The sequence below is a fragment of the Acetobacteraceae bacterium genome, assembly GCA_004843345.1.
Classification (GTDB): Bacteria; Pseudomonadota; Alphaproteobacteria; order Acetobacterales; family Acetobacteraceae.
Window position 1 is genome coordinate 1,416,462 of the sequence record CP039460.1, and the last position, 19,023, is coordinate 1,435,484.

Consider the following 19,023-nt stretch of genomic DNA (forward strand, 5'->3'; position numbering starts at 1 on the left):
TTTACAGATTGTCGGAGGAAGAAAGGGGGGAGGCAAGCTGGTGAAAAGTTTCTCCTTCTAAAAGAAAATTTTGAGGATAGAAAGGGTCTTTTTGAAAGAAAGGAACGTCTTGCCAACGTGCTAAAAGATTTTGAGTTTCCTCAAAGAGACGTCTTTCATTATGCGCGATTTCATCGCTGCCACGGCTTAGGCTCTCATGGTGTATGGCGACAGTATCTCCGCAGTAGTAAATTTTATACCCTTTTTGGCGAAGCCTCAAACAGAAATCAACATCGTTATAGGCAATAGGAAAGTCTTTTTCATTAAACTCTCCAATCTCTAGAAAAAGGGCTTTAGACGTGAGCAAGGCCGCCCCTGTAACGGCAGAGACCTCTTGATTTAAACGTGCGCGCCCCATATAGCCAAGATCGTTTTCATCCCGTCCACGATGCATGTGAATGGCAATTGCTTTGGGTGAGACAGCAACGCCACCATGCTGCAATGCTTTTGAGGGGTAGAGTAGGCGGGCACCGACAGCGCCTGCTTTTGGCAGGTTAAGCATTTCACCCATCATGCGCAGGAGAAAATCTTTTTGCATGACTTCGACATCGTTATTGAGAAATAGGAGATATTCTCCCGATGCCTTTTCCGCAGCGAGGTTGTTTAAGCGTGCAAAATTAAAATCTTCCTCAATGCGTAAAACAGATACTTTTTTATGTTTAGAAATCTCCTTCAGAAATTGCTTTGTTTCGTCTTCAATGGACCAGTTATCGACGAGTAAAATTGAAAAATTTGTGTATGTTTGTGTTTTTAAAAAAGAATCGACACAGGTCTTTGTCATGAGACTTTGGTCTCTGAAAGGAATAATGACGGTTACAGAAGGCCGTTTTTGAGGCAAAACCCATTCTGTTTGATAGAGGGTTATATTGGCAATTGGCTTCACTTTTGCTTTATATTTTTGACGGATTAAATGATGCTGAACAGCTTTAGCGCCACTATTTTTTGCATAGGTCTTATTTTCTGAAGAGAGTGCTGTCGATTTAGGGGTCTGTCGCCAATGATAGAGAATTTCAGGCACATGGTGAAAACCATTTGGAGAAATTTCATAGGCTCTTAGAAGCAAATCATGGTCTTGTGCACCATCATATTCTTTCTTTAAAGCGCCAACTTGCTCTAAGAGGGAACGCCTATACATTGATAGGTGGCAAATATAATTGCAGCCTAAAAGATAACGGTAATTAAAATCAGGTTTAAGATGGGGAGCGTTAAAAATGCCTTCGGGGCTAAGTTTGTCTTCATCTGAATAGAGAATGTCAGCTTTCGTTTCTAAAGCGGCTCGTACCATGATTTCTAGGGCATTTGGATCAAATAAATCATCGTGGTCGAGGAAAAGAATATATTCACCTTTTGCCTGTTTTAAGGCTCTATTTGTGGCCTTAGAGATGCCTTGCTGCTTCGCAAGAGAGAGGAGAGAAATTCTTGAATCATTTTGTGAAGCTTTTTGAGCAATTGTTTCAATTTTTTTCTTTTGAGGGCCATCAAGAACAAGCAGAAGATTCCAGTTTGCATAAGTTTGCTGCTCGATAGATTGGATAGCTTCTGAAAAATGTTGAGGTTCAGGGTGGAAAACAGGGCAGATAATCGAAAGCAACGGCGTCTCCTGGAGAGGGTTAAGTTGCCGCTGGCGCTTTGTCTTTGCCGTAAGGGTTTTTCGATAGGATTCGTACCAGCGGTTATAATCATCAATAGAGAATTTATAGCTCTGCGGCATGAGAGAAAGGGCTTCTCGTCTTAGGTGTGTGAGCTGATTCTGAAGGGCATCAATCATATTGTTGAGATGGGCAATCCGTGCTCCCATACTGTCTTCAAGATATTTTGTGCGGATGGGACTGCCAGAGATTTCTATATTTTCTGGAACGATTGTCACCTTAAATTCGTGATAGGCGCCGTCACGAAGTGTATGAGGCAAAGAATAGCTAAAGCCACAAGCAGAAGCGGGTTTTATTTTAGAAAAATTATCTTTTTCTAAGCTATGGGCGACATCTGCTCGTTGTTGATTGGCTTTTAAGCGTGTTAGGGGGCGTCCATCAACGGTGAGATCAAGGGTAACTTCACCTTTCCAAGGAGAGTTGAGTCCTTTGCGCTGGGCAATCCATCCTTTTAATTGCCCATCTTGAAGCCCTTCAAAGTAAGAACGGGTTTCGATTTCTTCACGGCCTTCAAAAATCCACTCTTCCGAGAGATCATCATTAGAGGGTTGATTATTAAGAAAATGTGCAGGAAAGGGGAGAATAGACCGGTCAGGAAAGCGGAGCGAAATCGCTCTTTTCTGGCCATCGTAAAAGGCGTCGGGAATTTTCCATTCAAAACCGATATAGGGGCTTGGTAGATGATAGTGAGCGGCTTCTTCTGGGCGCAAAAGATTACAGGGAATACGTTCAATTTCTTGCCCATCGACTAACACATGAAGCCAAATATCTTGTCGTGTTCGTTCTCTCAAAGCCTGATTCGAAAGAGCCCATCCCTTGAGGAAACCGTGAGAGAGGTAAGTAATTTGTCCAGAAAACAAAGTTGAAAAAGTTGAAGGTGAGCGCACAATATCCCCCTGAAAAGAATGTCTCTTTTATACAATATAATAGGCGCATTTAAACATAGAGATTTGCATTCTTGAGAAAGGAGAGGTAAAGGGAAGGGGAAGGAAGCGTCTTGAAAATAAAACAGGTCGCTTTTTTTGACATTATTCTCTCTTGATTGAGCTTATGAGGCAGACGTTGAAACACGCAGCCCCTTTTGAGGAAATTTTCTTTTTTAGAGTGTTTCTTCTGGGATGAGTAAAAAAATATCCCACCAGAAAAAGCGAAAATATTTAGATAGTTTTTTTCATCTTCTTTTCGTCTCTTCTGCAATGATCACTTTGCTTGCTTTAGGCGCATTGGTCTTTCTTATCGGAAACGGTGGGCGGCAGGCTTTTGCTGATTTCGGCTCTGGGTTTCTATTTCATAATGTTTGGAATCCTGTCACACAGCAATATGGTGCTCTTGCGCCTTTGCTCGGGAGTGTCGTTAGCAGTTTTATTGCGATTTGTTTGGCACTGCCACTTTCTTTCGGGGCTTCTTTTTGGATTGTTTCAATTTTACCTAAAAAATGGTCGCGTCCTGTTGCGGCGATGATTCAGATTTTGGCGGGAGTACCTTCAATTATTTTTGGGATGTGGGGCTTTTTTACCATTGTGCCTTTTATGGCCTACATCCAGCCTTATATTACCTATTTTATTCAAAAAATTCCCATTCTCTCTTCTGTTCTTTATCCGCTTTTTGCGGGTGCTCCCTTTGGAACAGGGCTGATGACGGCAGGGATCGTTCTAGCAATCATGATTGCGCCCTTTATGACCGCTGTGATGGTGGATTTAATGCGTGCCGTTCCGCCAATGTTGAAGGAAAGTGCCTATGGTCTAGGCGCAGGGCGTTGGGAAGTTATGATTAAGGTGGTTGTTCCCTGGGCAAGAAACGGCATGATTAGTGCAACAATGCTAGGGATTGGGCGTGCGCTGGGCGAAACGATGGCGGTTACATTTGTCATTGGAGATGTGGTTTCTATGGGCTGGTCTTTATTTGCCCCTCGAAGCACAGTTGCGTCTTTGATTGCGTTGCAGTTTCCAGAAAGCCCCTCAGGATCGGTTCGTCTTTCAGCGTTAATGGCTCTAGGATTTATTTTGTTGGCATTGTCTGCTGTAACCCTACTATTTTCCCGTTTTTGTCATAGGAAAAAATAAGAAATGGGTCATAAAAACGTTGCAAAATTATCGCCCAGTTGGGAAGGCGGAAGGCGGGCTTCCCACCGTCGTTGGAAAGACCGTTTGGCAACAGTTTTCGCTTACACAATGGGACTTTTGCTACTTGCTTGTGTCCTTTCTATTTTTTGGAGTTTGTTTTCGGAAGGGTTGCCTGGTTTAAAATGGGTTACCTTTACACATGCTCAGGGCGCACCGGGCAGTGATGGCGGTCTTGGGAATGCTGTTATTGGCAGTATTATTCAAACGGGGCTCGCGATGTTAATGGCAGGGCCTTTAGGACTGTTTTGCGGGATTTATCTTGCTGCTTATGGGGGGGCTCAGAATCATTTTGCAACTTCGGTTCGTTTTGTCTCTGATATGCTGATGTCTGTGCCTTCCATTTTGGCTGGATTATTTATTTATCAACTTTTGGTTGCGCCTTTTGCACATTTTTCTGCTTTTGCAGGAGCTGTTGCTTTGGCCATTTTAAGCATTCCGCTGGTGATACGGTCCACAGAGGATATGCTTGCGTTAGTGCCTGCTGGGATGCGTGAGGCAGCTTATGCGCTGGGGGCGCCAAGGTGGAAAGTCATTTGGGGCATTTGGGTCAGAGCTGCCTTAGGCGGTATTTTGACAGGCATGCTTTTGGCCTTGGCAAGAATGGGGGGCGAAACAGCACCTTTACTCTTTACCTCAATGGGAAATCCAAACTGGTCTCTGGATCTTAATAAGCCAATGGCAAGCTTGCCTGTGGCGATCTATCAATATGCTGGCTCTTCTTATACAGATTGGGTGGCTTTGGCATGGACAGGAGCGCTTTTAGTGACCTTAGGGGTTTTAGGGATTAATTTAATGGTTCGGGGGCTTTTTGGGCTTCAAGGAAGGAAATAGCGGATGTCGGAACCAGCTGTAAAAGTCAAAGATCTTAATTTTTATTATGGTGAAAATCAGGCGCTACATGGAATTTCCATGGCGTTTCCGAAAAGGTCTGTTACGGCACTGATTGGTCCGAGTGGATGCGGAAAATCCACTTTTTTAAGAACGTTTAACCGTATTTATGATCTATATCCGGAGCAGAGAGCAACGGGTGAGATTATTTTTGATGGCCGCAATATCCTAGACCGTGATATGGATGTCGATGTTCTAAGGAGCCGCATTGGGATGGTGTTTCAAAAACCAACGCCATTTCCAATGTCCATTTTTGATAATGTCGCCTTTGGTGTGCGTTTGCATGAAAAGCTTTCAAAATCAGCGTTAGAGGCACGGGTGAAGGATGCACTTGAACGCGTGGCGCTTTGGTCGGAGGTTCAGGATCGACTGACAGCCCCTGCGACAGGCATGTCAGGCGGACAGCAACAGCGCTTATGTATTGCACGCTCTATTGCAACACGTTCTGAGGTTTTATTGCTAGACGAGCCAACATCGGCACTTGATCCCATTTCAACGGCCCGTATCGAGGAGCTGATTGATGAATTGAAAAGTGATTTTACGATTGCGATTGTGACGCACAATATGCAGCAGGCGGCCCGTTGTGCAGATCGTGTGGCTTTTTTCTATATGGGGCGCTTAATAGAGGTAGATCGGGCAGATAAAATTTTTACAAACCCTTCCCAACAGCAAACGCAAGATTATATTACAGGACGCTTTGGTTAAAGGCTATTTTGCTTTAGACTTCTTGAAGTATTCAAGGAAATAGGAGGAAAAGAAAATGAATAATGGTGGACGTGCACATATCGTCAAAAGTTATCAGCAAGAATTAGATTACCTCCGCACCTTGATGGCAGATATGGGCAAACAGGTCGATCAGCAGTTTGATCTTGCAATGCGGGCTATTTTAGATGGCGATAACGAGGCAGCGAATGAGGCCACCGCAATGGATCGCGATGTCGATGAAATGGAGCGTGAGGTCGAAAGCCTCGCTATTCGTTTGTTGGCTTTACGAAGTCCTTTTGGTGCTGATTTGCGTGAAACGATTGCGGCTTTAAAAATTACGGACGGTTTAGAGAGAATGGGGGATTACGCAGCTTCCATTGCACGCCGTTCGAGATCTGTTGGAGAAACAAAAGGAAAAATTTCTCTGTCAGGTTTGCGTTCTATGGGGAGTTTGGTTCAAGAAAATCTTCGGATGATGATTCATGCAATGAAAACACAAGACACTAATGAGGCGCTTGCATTATGGCATGCGGATGATGCTGTAGATGAATCTTATACGACTTTTTTCCGTGAGCTCGTGACGTATATGATCGAAGAACCTCGGAATATTCGTCCGTGCACAGAATTGCTTTTTATTGCGAAAAATCTAGAGCGTATTGGTGATCATGCCAGCAATATTGCGGAGCGTATTTTTTATGCGGCAACGGGTACAAGTCTTTTACATCAAAGACGTCCAAAAGCGGCTTGGAATCATAAGCAAAAATCTTCTGAAGAACTGGAAACAGAACATCATGAAGAGAACGAGAATGGTAACGAAGATGATCAGAAAGTTTAATACCGTTTAGGTTTTCTTGCAGAAACTTTTAGAAACCGCTTCATGACGATGAGGCGGTTTTTTCTTTATGTTTGACAATCACACGCCAGCTGAGCCAGAGGGCTATTCCTAAGAAAGGAAGCGCTGAGAGGGTCATCGTTCCATTGGGATAGTCAAAACCAATGCTGATGAGGATAAGGCCTAGGAAGCCGAGTGTTAGCCAGTTCGTTACAGGAGAACCCGGCATAGGATAATCTGTTTTTGATATCTTGCCAGAAACAATCGAGCGGTGAAGGCTAATATTGCAAAGTAGAATGGTTGCCCAAGCGCCAATTACACCAATGGCAGCAACACCGAGAGCTAATTCAAACACATAATTTGGAATGAGATAGTTTAAAATAACGCCAATTAAATAGACAAAGAGGGTGACAGCAATGGCGATAAAGGGAATGCGGGATTTTGGACTGAGCTGAAGAAAAGATTTTGGCGCAGCGCCTGTTTCCGCTAAGGCTCGCAGAACACGGCTTGTGGAGTAAAGGCATGAATTCAAGCTCGAAAAAGCGGCCATTAAGACAACGATATTCATGATATCGGCAATCATTGGAACCCCGAGCGTTTTGAAGAACGTTACAAAGGGGCTCTCTGAAGCCATATATTGATTGAATGGAAGCAAGAGGGCTAATAGCGCAATCGAACCGACATAAAAGAATAAAATGCGCCAAATAACGCCATTGATGGCTTTTGGCACAACGTCACGGGGGTTTGCACATTCACTGGCCGCAATCCCGATAAATTCGCTGGAGGCATAAGCAAAAATAACTCCTTGTAAGAGAAAAAGAGGAGCCCCCCAGCCTCTAGGGAAGAAACCGCCATTGGCGGTAATCATAGGTAATCCAACAGATTGGTGGGAATAGAAAAAAGCATGCGCTAGGACAATGCCGCCAATCGCCAGAAAGAGGGAAAGGCTGCCAACCTTAATCAGGGCAAGCCAGAACTCGACCTCACCGAAATACTTAACGCCGATAAGATTTAAACCACCGACAAGGCAGAGAGCGCAAAGCGCAATGACCCATTGAGGAACATCTTGAAAAAGCGGCCAATAATGCAGAAAAACGGCAACGGCGGTGATATCCACAATACCTGTTAAAAGGAGGTTTAACGCATAAAACCAGCCCATCGCATAAGCAGCGCCAGATCCTAAAAACTCTTGCGCATAAGAGACAAAGCTGCCACTGGCAGGCCGGTACACCACAAGTTCTCCGAGTGCCCGAAGAATCATAAAGACGCAAAGGCCACAAAGCGCATAGGCAAAAACGAGAGAGGGACCCGCCATTTGTAAGCGCAATCCCGCGCCTAAGAAAAGCCCTGTTCCAATGGTTCCACCCAGGGCAATCATACGAATATGGCGCTCAGAAAGGTCTTTCCTATAGCCTTTTTTTGTTGCAGTCATATGATTTCTTTCTACCTTTTTAATCGTCTTTTTAAGGATTAGAGAGCTAATCCAAATTTCTCTTTTTTCTACTTTTTTGTGCAAATTGCCAACCGATAAATAAAAGGAAAGCAAAAACGGGCAAACATGCCATGCTGAAGGTGCCAGATGGATAGTTGAATGCCATCATGATCAGGATACTTGCAAGAAACGCTAACGCAATCCAGCCGCTATAAGGTGCAAACGGCATAGGAAAACCCGTTGGTTCAATACGCCCTTCTTTAATTTCTTGAAAGAGGCGGAGTTGGCAAAGCAAAATTGTTGCCCAAACGCCTAAAAAACCAATTGAGGCGACCCCAAGAGCTAACTCAAATACTTCTGATGGGATCCAAAAATTTAAGCCAACGCCAATAATATAGACACAAATTGTCGCTAAAATACCAACGTAAGGAACTTTTTGTTTGCTAAGTCGGCTGAGGATTTTGGGAGCAGACCCCGAGAGGGAAAGAGCACGCAGCACGCGTCCTGTTGAATATAGACCGGAGTTGAGAGAGGAGAGCGCTGCTGTGATGACAACCAGATTCATAATCGAAGCTGTCCCCTCAATCCCTAAAGCAGAGAAAAAGGTGACGAAAGGACTTTCTCCTGCTTTGTAAGCACTCCAAGGGAGAAGCAGAGAAAGAAGGGCAATAGAGCCAACATAGAAAATAGTAATGCGCCAAATGATGCTATTTACGGCCTTTGGGACGACCCTTCGAGGATCTTCACATTCTCCAGCAGTGACCCCAATCAATTCTGTTGCCGCATAGGCAAAAATAACACCTTGAACGAGTAAAATGGCAGGAAGGAAACCATGCGGGGCTAGACCGCCATTTTGAGAAATCATCTCTAAGCCGGGAACTATATTTTCTGTATGGCCTGTAATTTGCGGATGAAGATGTATTCCAAAACAGAGAACGCCAATGCCAACGACAAGGAATATGACAATGGAAACTACTTTAAGAAGGGAAAGCCAAAATTCCATTTCACCAAAATAGCGGACACCAACAAGATTGGATGCCATGACAATACAGAGTGCTGCGAGAGCAATTGTCCATTGTGGAATAAATTGAAAACTTGCCCAGTAATGAACAAACAGTGCAACGGCGCTAATATCTGCGATACCCGTCAGAGCCCAGTTCAAACAGAAGAACCAACCCGCTGTATAGGCCGCACCTTCCCCTAAAAATTCTCTTGCATAGGTGACGAAACTTCCAGAACTTGGGCGATACATTACCAATTGGCCAACGGCGCGTAGAATCATAAAGGAGCAGAGACCGCAAAGCGCATAAATCAGAACGAGAGAGGGGCCAACCTGATTCAATCGAATGCCCGCACCCATAAAAAGACCCGTTCCGATCGCCCCACCAATCGCCATCATATTCATGTGGCGTTCGGAAAGGGATTTGTTATAGCCTTCATCGTGCAAAGGAAGATTTTCAGGAGAAGTTGGGTCAGCAGAGACTGTTTTGTCCACGAGCTTTTTTTGAGCTTTTAAATTCTTTTTCTTTTTATCGGCACTATCGGTCATTAAGCTGAAAATACTTTCCTTTCAGGTTGAGAGAATATTGCCGATGCCGGAGAAAAATGCAGGTTAGTTCGTAATATTTATAGAAAATTTAATAAAGCATACGGTCAAGATAAATTCAATTTTGGGGATTTTAGCTTATTTTAAAATGGAAATATAGATTAAGCCTGTCTCTTTTGCTTCGTACGCTTCTTCCTAAGAAGGAAAATGTACAGGCCTGCTTTAGTAAATCTTTCATTTATTTTTATATTTATGCTCCGATATTATTGATTGAAATCAAGAAAATAGAATTAAAGAAAGTCTAGATTTTTAGACTTTAATAAATATCACGTTCCTTTTTTAAATTTACATAATTGAGAAAGTTTGCTGGACGTATCAACCCCTTTTTTACGTTTTGTACTCCCTCCTTTCTTCACGAAATACACCTCGTCTAAAAGAAACCGTTTGGTTCCCATCTTACTTTTGCTTTATAAAGAGAGAACTCACACATTTTTAGAATTTTTTAAAGGCAGCGATAGTTAGAGATGGCGTTTTTAAAGATGTTTTTACCGGGTCAGCAGAAGGGTAAAAAATTTAGAATTTTCGCTTTAGCAGCCTTGCTTATAGGCGTTGTCTTTTTCTATTATTGTTTCCCCTCTCTTAAGCATATTTTTCAACCAGTACAACAGATTACTTTGCCACCTCAGGCTGTTAATGTCCTTGAGCTACATTATCAAAATGCAGCGCTGGAAACGGTATTGCCTGGACGTATTAATGCGATTGAGCAGGCGCATATTCGTCCTCAAGTCAGTGGTGTGATTGTTTCAAGAGATTTTCATCAGGGTGCTGATGTTGAAAAAGGACAGATCCTTTATAGAATTTATCCTGCGCCTTATCAGGCGGCCGTTGATCAAGCTCGAGGAGCTTGGATGCAGGCAAAAGCAAATCATTTGAGAGCTGAGGTCCAGTTAAAACGCTATGGACCACTCCATCAAGCGCATGCTGTGAGTGATCAGGCTTACGATAATGCGGTCGCAGATGAAGAGCAGACTCGTGGAACGCTTTTGCAGACAGAGGGGGCTGTTCACGCTGCAGAGGTGAATCTTGACTACTCAACAGTGCGTTCGCCGATTTCTGGCCGTATTGGTCGTATGATTTATACGCCGGGGACGTTGGTAACAGCGAATCAGGCTGATGATATTGCGATTGTTACGCGCTTAGATCCAATTTATGTTGATGTGAATTTGGCGGCTGAAGAGTTGTTGCGTTTCCGGAGGGAAATTTCTGAGGGACGTATTAAAGCCGCTGGAGAAAATGCTGCTTCTGTGCGTTTGGAGCTTTCAGATAGTTCGGATTATACTTACGAAGGGCGCTTAGAACTTTCTGAAGTGACAGTTGATACTTCAACAGGAACTTTGGTGATGCGTGCCGTTTTTCCAAATCCAGATCATCTGCTTTTGCCAGGAATGTTTGCGCAGGCGCATATCCGGGAAGGGGCGGATCCCCATGCTTTGCTTGTGCCAGAAAATGCGGTTCAGCGTTTCCCAAATGGATCTCCGTATGTGATGCTCGCCACAAAAGACAATCATGTAAAAATTCAGCCGGTTACATTAGGGTTGGCAGTCGGGAGTTCTTTTGTTGCTAAATCTGGCTTGGCAGATGGTGATCGTTTAATTGTCTCTGGGCTGGTTAAAGTCCATCCTGGCGATCCAATTACCCCTATTTTACCAGAAGATTCCAAAAAAGATGATGTCGCAGAGGCAGATTCTGAGAAATCTTCTGTCGAAGCCACTAAAAAAGTAGAAAGTAAACCACAAGAAAAAGAGGCGAAGAAAGAGGTCAAGAGTTAATGGCTTCAATTTCTCGTTTTTTCATTGACAGGCCTATTCTTGCTTGGGTAATCGGTATCGTTGTGATGCTGATTGGTGCAGTCTCTTTGTATAGAATGCCGATTTCGCAATATCCGAATATTGCAGCGCCTTCTGTGAATATTACAGTGACCGATCCGGGCGCTTCTGCTGAAACGGTGAATAATACAGGTGTTCAGCCAATCCTTCAGCAAATGTTTGGGCTGGATCATTTAGAGTACATCACCTCGACCTCTTATGGTAATGGAACCATGATGATTGATCTGACCTTTGCGCAGGGAACAGATCCTGATATTGCGCAGGTTCAGACGCAGAACAGGTTGCAGGTGGTTCAACCGCAATTGCCTCAGGAAATTGTTTCTCAAGGAATTAGTGTTTTGAAAGAACAGGCTAGTTTCATGATGGTTATTTCTTTCGTTTGTAAAGATGGGAGTATGACGAATGCAGATATTGCGGATTATGTTTCTTCAAATATTCAAGACCCTATTTCGCGTGTTGATGGGGTTGGAGACCATACGGTTTTTGGTTCTGAATATGCGATGCGTATCTGGATTGATCCAGATAAGCTCTATAACTATGAATTGAATATTTCGGATGTTGAAAATGCTTTAAAACAGCAGAATATTCAGTTGCCTGCGGGGGAACTGGGGGGGCTCCCCGCGACAAAAGATGTGAAGCTGGATGCAACAATCATTGGGCCGCGCCGTTTGACGAGTGTTGAAGAATTTAAAAAAATTATGATTAAGACCAATGTGGGGAACAGCCGCGTCACACTTGGCGATATTGCAAAAGTTGAGCTGGGGCCACAGAGTTTTAATATTTCCGCTTCTGAAAATAACTATCCAGCATCTGGTTTAGGGCTTAAGCTTGCACCTGGGGCTAATCAGCTTGAAACAGAAAATGCTGTTTTGGAAAAACTCCATGAGCTTGCTGAGTTTTTTCCACCAGGGCTTACCTATAATATTCCAATGGATACGAAGCCTTTCATTGTGCATTCTATTGAAGAAGTCGTTGAAACACTGATTATCGCTATTATTTTGGTGGTTCTTGTGATGATGATTTTTTTGCAGAACATACGGGCAACAATCATTCCAACCCTAGCTATCCCAGTGGTGTTATTAGGGACTTTTGGCGTTCTTTCTACATTGGGCTATACGATGAATACTTTGACAATGCTTGCGCTCGTTCTGGCCGTGGGACTGTTGGTGGACGATGCGATTGTCGTGGTGGAAAACGTTGAGCGCGTTATGTCAGAAGAACATTTGTTGCCAAGAGAAGCGACCCGAGAATCCATGGTAGAAATTAGTGGTGCCCTGTTTGGGATTGTGATGGTTTTGACGGCTGTTTTCCTACCGATGGCATTTTTTGGTGGATCAGTCGGGATTATTTATCGTCAGTTTTCTATTACCATCGTTGTGGCAATGTGGCTTTCATTGGGGGTTGCAATTATTTTAACGCCTGCGATGTGTGCGACACTTTTGAAACCGCATGCGCATGGAAGAGTTGAAGGGAGGGGATTATTTGGAAAGATTTTTGGCATTGTAGGTCGTGCAGGAGATGCTTTTAACCGCTTTTTTGACAATTTAACAGAAGTCTATATTTCAGGTGTTAAAACAGTCCTCCATCATTGGAAAGCATCTTTTTTAGGGTTTCTTGTCTTAGCTATTGCCGCCATTTTCCTTTTTTGTAAGCTTCCAACGGGCTTCCTTCCAGATGAAGATCAAGGGCAAGTTTTTGGGATGATTCAGCTTCGTGCGAATGGGACACAAAACAAAGTGGCAGAGGTTACAAGGGATGTCACGGATTGGATTTTAAAAACCTATCCTAAGGATATTAAAGCTATTTTTGCTATGAATGGTTATAGTTTTGCAGGACAAGGCCAAAATAACGGTGCTTTTTTTATCAATTTAGAAGGCTGGGAAGATAGGATCGGAGCAGAACATTCCGCTCAGGCCATTGGGACAGCTATTATGGAGCATTTCTGGGATGATCCAAGAGCGCGTGTTTTTGCTTTTAGTCCGCCTCCTGTGAAAGAGCTTGGAAATGCAACAGGCTTTGACCTTGATTTAGTCAATGAGGGCGGTTTGAGTCGAGAGGAGTTTTTGAGCCGACGTGACAGTGTCCTTCTTCGGGCTTCCAAAGATCCTCTTTTGACGGCGGTACGCCCTAATGGCATGGAGGATGCTGCGCAATATGTGCTAGATGTTGATCGCGGCAAGGCAAATGCAATGGGTGTTTCCAATGAGGATATCAATGATACAATTTCTGGTGCTTTAGGGTCTATTTATGTGAATCAGTTCATGCGTAATAACCGTGTGAAGCAGGTTTATATTCAGGCAGAGCCGTCTGCTCGTATGAGTGAAAAGGATTTAAAGCGCTGGTATATCCGTAATAACGTTGGAACGATGGTGCCAATCAATGCTTTTATTTCTGGGCATTGGATTACAGGGGCACAGAAACTTGAAAACTATAATGGACGTCCTTCGTTTGAAATTAACGGTGAAGCAGCGCCTGGTGTCAGTTCAGGGCAAGCTATGGATGAGATGGTTAAGCTGGTGAAAGAAACACCAGGAGGTGGGCTTGGCTATGCTTGGGTTAATCTTTCTTATGAGCAGGTTTCCGCAGGGGGCTCTACGATGCCCCTTTATGCTTTAGCTTTTATTATCATTTTTCTCTGTCTTGCTGGACTTTATGAGAGTTGGACTGTACCGACAGCTGTTATTCTGGTGCTGCCATTGGGGGTTTTGGGAGCGGTTCTTTTCACACTCGGACGTGGATATGCTAATGATATTTATTTCCAAATTGGGGTTTTGACCACGGTCGCCCTTTCGATTAAGAATGCTATTTTGATTATCGAATTTGCATATGAATATTACAATCAGGGTGCGTCTCTTGCAGAATCCGCTTTAAAAGCCTCTCAGTTGCGTTTACGTCCGATTTTAATGACTTCAATTGCCTTTTTATGTGGTGTGATCCCGTTGGCTATTGCAACAGGGGCAGGATCGGCAGCACGTCGGGTGATTGGTACTTGCGTTGTGGGAGGGATGTTTTCTGCTACAATCTTTGCAGTTTATTTTGTACCGTTGTTCTTTGTTGAGGTTTTACGCTTCTTTAAGGTGAAACCAATTCCTGAGAAGAAATTATGAAGCGGTTTAGACTCATTCTTGCAGGTTTTTTGGGATTGTTTTTTGCCGGGTGCAATTTCGCCCCAATTACGAAGCGTCCGCATATCAATACGCCACGGACTTATCCAGATGATGCTGGTGGCAAAACAGATGATAAATTGGCTTCTGAAAATATTTTGGATTTGGGATGGGAGGATTTCTTCACTGATCCCCGTCTTAAGATGTTGATTCAAAATGCACTTGAATATAACCGTGATTTAGCTGGACAATTCGAAGAGATATTGCAGGCAAGAGGTCAATATATGGCGCAGAGAGGAATGCTCTTACCTCAGATTGGTATTACAGAGAATGCCGAGTTTATGGATCCATCTGATGCTGCTGGGTATTCTTTTGCGCCAGGAAGTGGCCGTGCTAATCCTTTCTTCCAATATTATAGTGAGGGCATTGGTTTTGCATCTTATGAGATTGATTTCTGGGGAAGAATTGCCAACCTTTCTAAGGCACAGAAGGAGCTGGCGCTTCAAAACAGTGAGAATTTACGTAGCCTTTGGCTGACAATTCTTTCTGAAGTGGCCGGAACGTATATCCGTTGGTTAGAAGATAGAGATTTGCTGATTCTTGCGTGTGAAACATATTTGTCTCAGAAACATACGCTTGATTTAATTCAAATGACCTTCAATATGGGACAAGCAGACGGTTTGACGGTGGCGGATGCAAAAACGCAGGTCGAACAGTCGGCAACACAGGTGGAACAAGCCTCTCGTCTCATGGCGCAAGATGAACATATGCTGACAGAGCTTGTTGGGGGTAAAATGCCTGAATTTTTACCGCCTCCAAAGCCACTTGGAGAGCAAACGGTTTTAAGGGATTTGCCAGCAGGGCTTCCATCACAACTTTTGAATCAGCGGCCAGATATTCGCTCAGCAGAACATAAATTACGTCAGACAAATGCGGAAATCGGATCGGCCAGAGCAGCATTTTTCCCGAAATTTACTTTAAGTGCAACAGAGGGGAACAATGCTCTTCAATTTAACCATCTTTTCAGTAAGTTCGCAGAAACCTTTACGATTAATCCGCAAATGACCATTCCTGTTTTGACATGGGGGGTAAATACAGGGAATTTGAAGTCTGCGGAATCTCAAGCAAAGCAGGCAGCTGCCTTTTATCAAAAAACAGCTTTGGAAGCGATTCACGAGGTTTCAGATGCGCTCACGGCCAGAGATACCTACGCTAAGCAAGAAAAACATACGCAGCTTCTTGTGGATTCAACAGGGCGAAGCTACTCGCTTGCATGGATGAAATATCAGGAAGGAATTGAGAACTATCAGATCGTTCTTGAACAGCAGCGTAGTTTTTACAGTGCGCAACAAAACTTAATTCAAGTTGAGGCTGCGCGCTTCCAGAATCTTGTGACGGTTTACCGTGTTCTTGGGGGCGGTTGGCGTAAAAATGGTACGCTGGATGCGCCTGTAGAGAAAAAAGATGCGACGAGAGCTGAATTCCCAAGGCAGAAGCGCCCAACATGGCTCAGAGGTTGGTGGGAAGGAAATGGTTATGGAAAAGGATTTTAAATCAGGAGAGGTGGAAATGATGTTAAAGAAAATTCAAAAATATGCCAGTTTTTTTCTCATTGTCGTTCCAATCGCTTTCACAGCTGGAAATGCCTATGCCCAAATGGGCGGCATGGGAGGAGGAGGCATGGGGGGAGGCCAGACACCTCAGCCAATGCCAAATGGCGTTCCTGATATTCCGCCTGCACCAAGTTTGCAGGAGCAGTTTGAAAATTCTGTCGTGACGAAAAGTGACTATGATTTGCGTTTGTTCCGTTATATTCCGAGAGGGGCGATTTTGGTTCGTCAGCCAGAACATCGGAGGGTTCTTTTTCAAGATAAGGATCATCACTCTTTAGGCTATGCGCAACAAAAAGGCGCTGCCATTTTCTATTATGATGGACAAGGAAAGATCACGAATGTGCAGCGTCTCAGTCCAGAGGAAATGGAAGAAATTTTTTAATTTAATGAATAGGGTTTTTTAAACCCTATTTTTTTTGCGTAGATTATTCCAGTGAATGAGGCCGACAATAGAAAGTAGTGCAAGATATGCGTAGAGAAGCGCACTCAGGGGCAGATGGCAAAAGAAAAGAAAGCTTGCATAAGCGCTATCGGCAAAGAGCCATAAAATCCAATGGCAGAAGAAGGCGCGTGACATCCAATATTGCGCCAGCATTGCATAAATACTGAGTAAGCCATCGATATAAGGATGAGGGTCGTCTGTGAAATGCGCTAAGATTTCAGCCCAAAAGAAGCTCCCAACAGCAGCGAAGAGGAGATCTCTCAAAACGATTTTAAAAGAGGGAATGACTGGGCAGAAATTTACTGCTTTTTCAACATTTTTTGACCAGTTTATAAGTCCATAAAAACTCAGACTTGCAAAACCCATTTGTAAAAGAAGGGTCGCATAGAGTTTATTATAAGCAAAGAGAAGAATATAAAGCAGGCCACTGACAAGCAAAAACGCCCATCCAGAACGGCGGGGAAACATAATAAGCGTTGCGCCTATTGCGGCTGTAAGGGCAGCAATAATCTCAACGATTTGTAGAAAAGTCAGATCCATAAAATTCCAAAAAGACGTTTTGCAAAGATTTTTGTAACGGTGTTTTAGCGCATCGCCTTTCTTGTTGAAATAAGAAAGACCCCCACAATATTTGATTTTGAATCAAAGGCGCAGAGGTCTGTCATGTTAAAGATTGTAATTGGAAGATCGATTATTTTCGAGCGTTTTGAATAATCTCAATTAAATCGCCGAGTGGTTCTTCTGTGACTTCGACATGAATCCAGTTTTTATCTTTGTTGAGAACTTTATGAAGAACGTCTTTGACGCCTTCAACGACCTCTTTCTTTTGTTGAGAGGAGGCTGATCCGTTAGCAAGTCTTACATTTACGACAGGCATTGTGTTTCTCCATTTAAAAGACTTTCAAAACAATCATAAGATTGCATCCATGATTATAAGCTTCTTCCAAAAAGATGCCTATCTTTTAGAAAATTTTTTAAAGCAAAAAAATAATCTTTATAAGATGTCTTCAATCCCGAATATTCTAGTCTTGATTACTTTCTTTTTCTTTAATTTTACCTATAATTCTCCCACGGGAGAAATTTAAGGATTTTGGTTTCGGCTGGCTGAATGGGGATAGCGTAAAGATGGGTCTGAGAAGCTTTTGGCGCTCAATTAAAAATAAGCTAATGCAGCCACCTCCAATTCCAGGCAATCCGCCGTCGGATTTTCAATTTATTTCTGGTACGGGATCTGCTTGGCGTGGGCAGGCGCTTTTGCGAGGGGAAATTTATTTTGATGGCACGTTTTTTCCGCTTTTAAGGCCAGAACAGCTTGATAGATTGCCTAACGGCTATCGAAAATTACCTTTTTCGGTTCGGGCGCATTTTCAGTCCTTTCGTTGGCTTGCAGATTTGCGCGCTGAGGGGAGTCCTGCTGCGCGCTTATTGGGGCGTGCTTATATGGTCGCATGGGGCTGGCGTCCGCCACAGGATTTTATTGACGATGCGCCTGTTTTGATCGGCTCACGTCTTTTAATTTGGGTACTGCATTACGATTATTTTATGGGAACAGCGCCAAAAGCGGCTTCTAAATCTGTTCTGGACCGTTTAGGGCAGGAGGGGCGTTTACTTTCTGCGCTTTTGCCAGGAGAATATCGTGGCAGTTATAATCTTGTTTCTTGTGCAGGCTTGCTTGCAGCCTATTTGGTTTTCCCAAGTCAAGACGGTTTCCTGAGCAGATATAACCGTTTTTCTCCAGATGCGCTTGAAGACGCGCTTTTACCAGGCGGAACGGTTGTTGAACGTAATCCCAGCGCACAGTTGGACTTTGTTTACTTATTATATCGGCTCTGGCAAATTCATTTGCAGTTAGATATTGAATTTCCACTGCAATTTAGAATGGCTGTTTCAAAATGTGTTACCTCACTTGCGGTACAGATTCATGGTGATGGAGCCTTAGGCATCTTTAATGGATCGTCCGAAGAAAATGCAGATTCCATTCAGTATCTTTTGCATAGTTTAAAAATTCCGGTCACGTTTGCCGCTTCCACAGTGTATGACGCTTTTGTTCGCATACAGTGTAAAAAAGGGCTTGTACTCATTGATGCTGGCCGGCCATTGGAAACGTTGCCTTATAGCAAAACCCATGCAGGTATTTTATCTTTTGAGTTTTCGTACGGGAAATACCGCATTTTTTCAAATATGGGTGCAGGTCTGCTTCCTGAACGTCAGAAAATTTTTCGTAACGGCGCTACCCACAATCTTTTAATTCCAGATGAAAAATCCTGTCTTTGGTTTAAAAAAGACGATAGAGAGCGGGAGTTCATCTATTCGCCACGTTATGTCCAACGTCATACTTATACAAAGGATAATGGGGAGCTGGTTATTCTTTCTCATGATTTCTACCGGATTAGTCTGGGAGGAACGTGGGAACGTCAAATTTTACTTTCAAAGGACGGCGAAATGCTGAAAGGCGAAGAATTTTGGGATGGTCGTCACTTGCCACCGATGATGATGCGTTTTCACCTTCATCCGGATGTTGATGCAGGGTTGGAAGATGATGAAATTATTATTCGAACGGCTGGTATGACGTGGCGTTTTGCTTGCGAAGGGGGAGACCTATCCCTTGAAGATGATTTATATCTAGGTAAAATTCGTCCGAGGTCGACAAAACAAATTGTGGTTCACCCAGCTTCCTACAATCAGCCAGAACAGCGGGCTTTTGGTGCTAAAAAAGGCAGGACAATTTTTCGCTGGTATCTTGAGCGTGTGCCAGCTTAATTCT

At 43.5% G+C, this 19,023-nt stretch carries 14 protein-coding genes; 9 read left to right on the top strand and 5 right to left on the bottom strand.

Annotated features, from left to right (window positions below):
* Window position 1 precedes the first annotated feature (1 nt).
* On the bottom strand, window positions 2–2,575 hold the full coding sequence (locus tag FAI40_06985; protein ID QCE35096.1) for a glycosyltransferase family 2 protein: 2,574 nt from the start codon (window positions 2,573–2,575) through the stop codon (window positions 2–4).
* A gap of 231 nt (window positions 2,576–2,806) precedes the next feature.
* Here FAI40_06985 and pstC point away from each other — a divergent pair, with 231 nt between their 5' ends.
* Genes pstC through phoU form a run of 4 tightly spaced genes read left to right on the top strand, consistent with a single transcriptional unit; the run spans window position 2,807 to window position 6,239 of the window.
* Complete coding sequence (pstC, locus tag FAI40_06990) at window positions 2,807–3,751, top strand: phosphate ABC transporter permease subunit PstC (GenBank protein QCE35097.1); 945 nt, start codon at window positions 2,807–2,809, stop codon at window positions 3,749–3,751.
* Window positions 3,752–3,754: 3 nt separating this feature from the next.
* Window positions 3,755–4,642 (top strand): phosphate ABC transporter permease PstA, encoded by an 888-nt coding sequence (gene pstA / locus FAI40_06995; protein QCE35098.1) that lies wholly within the window; start codon window positions 3,755–3,757, stop codon window positions 4,640–4,642.
* A 3-nt stretch (window positions 4,643–4,645) separates the two neighbouring features.
* Window positions 4,646–5,404 carry a phosphate ABC transporter ATP-binding protein PstB gene (gene pstB, locus FAI40_07000; protein ID QCE35099.1) on the top strand — a complete coding sequence of 253 codons (759 nt, stop codon included), beginning with the start codon at window positions 4,646–4,648 and terminating at the stop codon, window positions 5,402–5,404.
* Window positions 5,405–5,459: 55 nt separating this feature from the next.
* Window positions 5,460–6,239, top strand: coding sequence for a phosphate signaling complex protein PhoU (phoU, locus tag FAI40_07005; protein ID QCE35100.1), 780 nt, complete (start codon window positions 5,460–5,462; stop codon window positions 6,237–6,239).
* Window positions 6,240–6,279: 40 nt separating this feature from the next.
* Here the strand turns inward: phoU and FAI40_07010 are convergent, their stop codons facing one another.
* Both FAI40_07010 and FAI40_07015 read right to left on the bottom strand, forming a co-directional pair.
* The gene (locus FAI40_07010; protein ID QCE35101.1) at window positions 6,280–7,668 is read right to left on the bottom strand and encodes an amino acid permease; all 1,389 of its coding nucleotides are present in this window, start codon (window positions 7,666–7,668) and stop codon (window positions 6,280–6,282) included.
* A 46-nt stretch (window positions 7,669–7,714) separates the two neighbouring features.
* A complete protein-coding gene (locus FAI40_07015) occupies window positions 7,715–9,217 on the bottom strand; it encodes an amino acid permease (protein ID QCE35102.1) in 1,503 nt (500 codons plus the stop codon).
* Between the two features lie 521 nt (window positions 9,218–9,738).
* On the opposite strand from FAI40_07015, the gene FAI40_07020 reads away from it, so the two are divergent.
* Genes FAI40_07020 through FAI40_07035 form a run of 4 tightly spaced genes read left to right on the top strand, consistent with a single transcriptional unit; the run spans window position 9,739 to window position 16,199 of the window.
* Entirely contained in the window at window positions 9,739–11,043 is a 1,305-nt protein-coding gene (locus FAI40_07020) for an efflux RND transporter periplasmic adaptor subunit (GenBank protein QCE35103.1), read from the top strand.
* The gene (locus FAI40_07025; protein QCE35104.1) at window positions 11,043–14,207 is read left to right on the top strand and encodes an efflux RND transporter permease subunit; all 3,165 of its coding nucleotides are present in this window, start codon (window positions 11,043–11,045) and stop codon (window positions 14,205–14,207) included. The genes FAI40_07020 and FAI40_07025 overlap by 1 nt, the downstream gene beginning before the upstream one ends.
* Complete coding sequence (locus tag FAI40_07030; protein QCE35105.1) at window positions 14,204–15,757, top strand: TolC family protein; 1,554 nt, start codon at window positions 14,204–14,206, stop codon at window positions 15,755–15,757. The genes FAI40_07025 and FAI40_07030 overlap by 4 nt, the downstream gene beginning before the upstream one ends.
* Window positions 15,741–16,199 (top strand): hypothetical protein, encoded by a 459-nt coding sequence (locus FAI40_07035; GenBank protein ID QCE35106.1) that lies wholly within the window; start codon window positions 15,741–15,743, stop codon window positions 16,197–16,199. The genes FAI40_07030 and FAI40_07035 overlap by 17 nt, the downstream gene beginning before the upstream one ends.
* Window positions 16,200–16,217: 18 nt before the next feature.
* On the opposite strand, the gene FAI40_07040 is transcribed toward FAI40_07035, so the two are convergent.
* Together FAI40_07040 and FAI40_07045 are read right to left on the bottom strand one after the other, a co-directional pair.
* Complete coding sequence (locus FAI40_07040) at window positions 16,218–16,799, bottom strand: nicotinamide mononucleotide transporter (protein QCE35107.1); 582 nt, start codon at window positions 16,797–16,799, stop codon at window positions 16,218–16,220.
* A 151-nt stretch (window positions 16,800–16,950) separates the two neighbouring features.
* The gene (locus tag FAI40_07045) at window positions 16,951–17,136 is read right to left on the bottom strand and encodes a hypothetical protein (GenBank protein ID QCE35108.1); all 186 of its coding nucleotides are present in this window, start codon (window positions 17,134–17,136) and stop codon (window positions 16,951–16,953) included.
* Between the two features lie 248 nt (window positions 17,137–17,384).
* Here FAI40_07045 and FAI40_07050 point away from each other — a divergent pair, with 248 nt between their 5' ends.
* Window positions 17,385–19,019 (top strand): hypothetical protein, encoded by a 1,635-nt coding sequence (locus tag FAI40_07050; GenBank protein ID QCE35109.1) that lies wholly within the window; start codon window positions 17,385–17,387, stop codon window positions 19,017–19,019.
* The last annotated feature ends 4 nt before the right edge of the window (window positions 19,020–19,023 follow it).